Origin of the sequence: Microcoleus sp. BM001215392 (genome assembly GCF_036700185.1) — a bacterium.
Lineage (GTDB): Bacteria > Cyanobacteriota > Cyanobacteriia > Cyanobacteriales > Microcoleaceae > Microcoleus.
In genome coordinates this window covers 1-2,800 of sequence record NZ_JAUBOJ010000598.1, presented here as the reverse complement: position 1 = coordinate 2,800, position 2,800 = coordinate 1, and the positions used below count along the sequence as shown (strand labels likewise).

Annotated in this window: 4 protein-coding genes; 2 read left to right on the top strand and 2 right to left on the bottom strand. The window is 43.7% G+C overall.

Annotation, left to right across the window (positions count from 1 at the left end; genetic code table 11):
- Window positions 1–113: 113 nt before the first annotated feature.
- Window positions 114–848 carry an SGNH/GDSL hydrolase family protein gene (locus tag QT974_RS33175; RefSeq protein WP_333472612.1) on the bottom strand — a complete coding sequence of 245 codons (735 nt, stop codon included), beginning with the start codon at window positions 846–848 and terminating at the stop codon, window positions 114–116.
- A 139-nt stretch (window positions 849–987) separates the two neighbouring features.
- Here QT974_RS33175 and QT974_RS33170 point away from each other — a divergent pair, with 139 nt between their 5' ends.
- Together QT974_RS33170 and QT974_RS33165 are read left to right on the top strand one after the other, a co-directional pair.
- Complete coding sequence (locus QT974_RS33170) at window positions 988–1,311, top strand: polymorphic toxin type 24 domain-containing protein (RefSeq protein ID WP_333472611.1); 324 nt, start codon at window positions 988–990, stop codon at window positions 1,309–1,311.
- Between the two features lie 5 nt (window positions 1,312–1,316).
- On the top strand, window positions 1,317–1,775 hold the full coding sequence (locus tag QT974_RS33165; protein WP_333472610.1) for a hypothetical protein: 459 nt from the start codon (window positions 1,317–1,319) through the stop codon (window positions 1,773–1,775).
- Here QT974_RS33165 and larE read toward each other — a convergent pair whose 3' ends face one another.
- Window positions 1,776–2,603 (bottom strand): ATP-dependent sacrificial sulfur transferase LarE, encoded by an 828-nt coding sequence (gene larE, locus QT974_RS33160; protein ID WP_333472609.1) that lies wholly within the window; start codon window positions 2,601–2,603, stop codon window positions 1,776–1,778. It lies immediately after the preceding gene.
- Window positions 2,604–2,800: the final 197 nt, after the last annotated feature.

Below are 2,800 nucleotides of genomic sequence, written 5' to 3'. Positions count from 1 at the left end.
ATAAACGCAGATAATTTCAGGGTGTTTTCCGATTTTTGCAATTCAAGTCTAATGAATCCTCTGATTTAAATTTTTCCCGGGGTTCCGGCTTTAAACCAATTTTTTATGGTTATTCAAACAGATTTTCTATCGAAAAGTTTGCGCGTTGTTAACGGAGGATTCAAAATATTTAATAAAACTTTTCTGTATATGTCTAAACCTTTGGTATTCAAATGAACGCCATCTATTGTTAAATTTGCATTCAGTGCTTTTTCCTTAAATAATGCTTGTATACCGCTAGCTTCCACGGTGATATTTTCTTCTGCTGCTACTCGATCGATGAGAATATTAATTTCATCAACTCGGGCAATTGTTCCGGCAAATTTAGGATTGTAGCTAGCAGCAAGAGTTGAGTAAAAAGCCGGAATCAGAATAATCTGTTTGGTGCCGATCGATCGCATAATTGCGATCGCCTGTTTCAAATTGCTGACAAACTGCTCGTCGCTAATCCCGTACATAGCATCATTGGTGCCGATCGCCAGAATGGACTTTTCGCAGGTAAACCCCTGGGGCACTACAAGTTTAAGCTGTTCTAGCAGCGAAACAGAACTCATTCCGCCGATCGCAAAATTCAAGTTTTTTTCTCCTAAAGAATCGCCCAAAGCCGAAGAAATAGAATCGCCCCACACGCAACCTTGATATTGCGCCTCTTTAATTTGCTGCACCTGATTGTACACCGAAACTTGCCACCACAGGGCGGAACTCACTGTATCTCCCGAAGGTGGCGGGCTCGCTAACACCCGAAACGGGATGTAAGCAAACAACAAGAAAGCCAAGATGGCCCAGATCAATCTAAATTTAATTTTCATAAAACTTGCTGCTACTCTTGCTGCTACTTTAGTTTATGCTATTGCTTTAATTCACGGGCGATGTCACGAATATTGTTGCCCAGATTATTCACCCATACATATATCAAACTGAGGTCGTAATTTAATTTAAGACTTATATATGTCTAAACCAGTGGACTGGACAGTTGGCATCCCCGCTAGCACCCTTATAGCCGTCGGAACCCAGGTAAGTGGCAGATTTCCTCTAGATGGAGCAAGTGCCCAAAACTTACTCTACCGCATGGATGGCAAGAACATTACCAGCTATATCGTCTGCGATGACAGCGGACGGGCAATTAAGCGAGTAGACTTGACAGGAAAGGCTCATGCAAATGTGCCGACACCTCACGCCGTTGAATACAAACACAACCAAAACTCAGCAAGAGACATTTACGTGCAAGCTGAGAAAACAGTTAGGCCAGCTAGATTGGATGAAATACCCTAGAAATTATGTTCATCAAACAAATATCCTTGAATGCAGATCAACTAATCGATTTCCAGCAATGGAAAAAAGCCAACGGCGATGATTTTTCACTCTGGGATTATCTTTTTGGATCTGCTAATATTGAAATTGCCATAGCTTTCACAAAACTATTCTGGCCAGATTTTGTCGAACATGAAGGCGGCATCTTTTTGTCCGAAGCCTTTAACAGTCAAATCTACGAACATTGGAAAATCGAGCTAGGGAATGATGTCGCTGCAATTGAGCAGGTGATGAACCACCAGCACGTTGATGACATTCTCCCCGGTGCCCAAAACGCTAGCAGTGACAATTTATTGTATTTGGGACAAGCATTAGCTCAGATGTGGGAAAGTCGCCTAAAATTGCTTTATCCTCAGCGCCGTTTTCAAGTTAAATGCGATCGGGACGAACACACGGTTGTAGTGACATTTTTTCAAGATAATTAATTAACCTTTCGCCCCCAACAATTCCGGCTGCAAAACCTGATTTAATTTGCCGCTGCGAAACCCCTCCAAATCCAAAGTCGCGTACACAAAACCCAACTGCTGAAACACCGCCACCAATGCAGGCAAATCCGCATTTAATACAAACTCTTGAATCTCCTGTGCCGGCAATTCAATTCGCGCCGTATCTCCATCCGATCGCACGCGCAGATTTTTTAGTCCCAACTGCCGCAAATAGCGTTCGGCGCGCCCCACTCTTTGCAACTTTGCAACAGTGATTTCTTCACCGTAAGGAAAGCGCGAACTCAAACAAGGCTGTGCAGGTTTGTCCCACCAAGGCAAATCCAATTCTTTGGCTAACTGTCGCACTTCAAATTTAGTCATCCCAACTTCTGCTAAAGGCGATCGCGCGCCCCGTTCCTTCGCCGCCTGAATCCCCGGGCGGTAATCCTTTAAATCATCACCATTCACCCCATCCACCACATAAGGATAACCCTTTGCGAGTGCTAGGGGTTTCAAAGTATCGTGCAGTTCGCTTTTGCAGAAATAGCAGCGATTAACCGGATTAGAAGTGTAATTAGGATTTGCCATTTCCTGAGTTTCGACTTCCTCGTGGGCGATACCAATTTCTGCGGCTTGAATCCGCGCATCTTCCAAATCTTCTGGTAGTAGAGACGGAGAAACGGCCGTCACAGCCAAAGCGCGATCGCCCAACACGTCAAAAGCGATTTTTGCCACCAAAGTGCTGTCAATACCGCCGGAGTAGGCAATCAGCGCCAGTTCCATCTGCGCGAAGATATCTTTTAATTGTTCGAGTTTTTTCACTAACATAATTTCAACTTTTTGTGACCAACATAGGAGCAATCAACCAGAAATAAAAAAAAGGATATCGCGATCGGGTTCCCTTCTTTGCTCTGCCTTCTTAATTTTATGAATTACAGCAGTCATAACTCACCTCATTTTACCAATAAAAATTTGACCGAAAGCATCCAGGATACAAGCCCCCGGATTCATCCGTGGAGAAATAA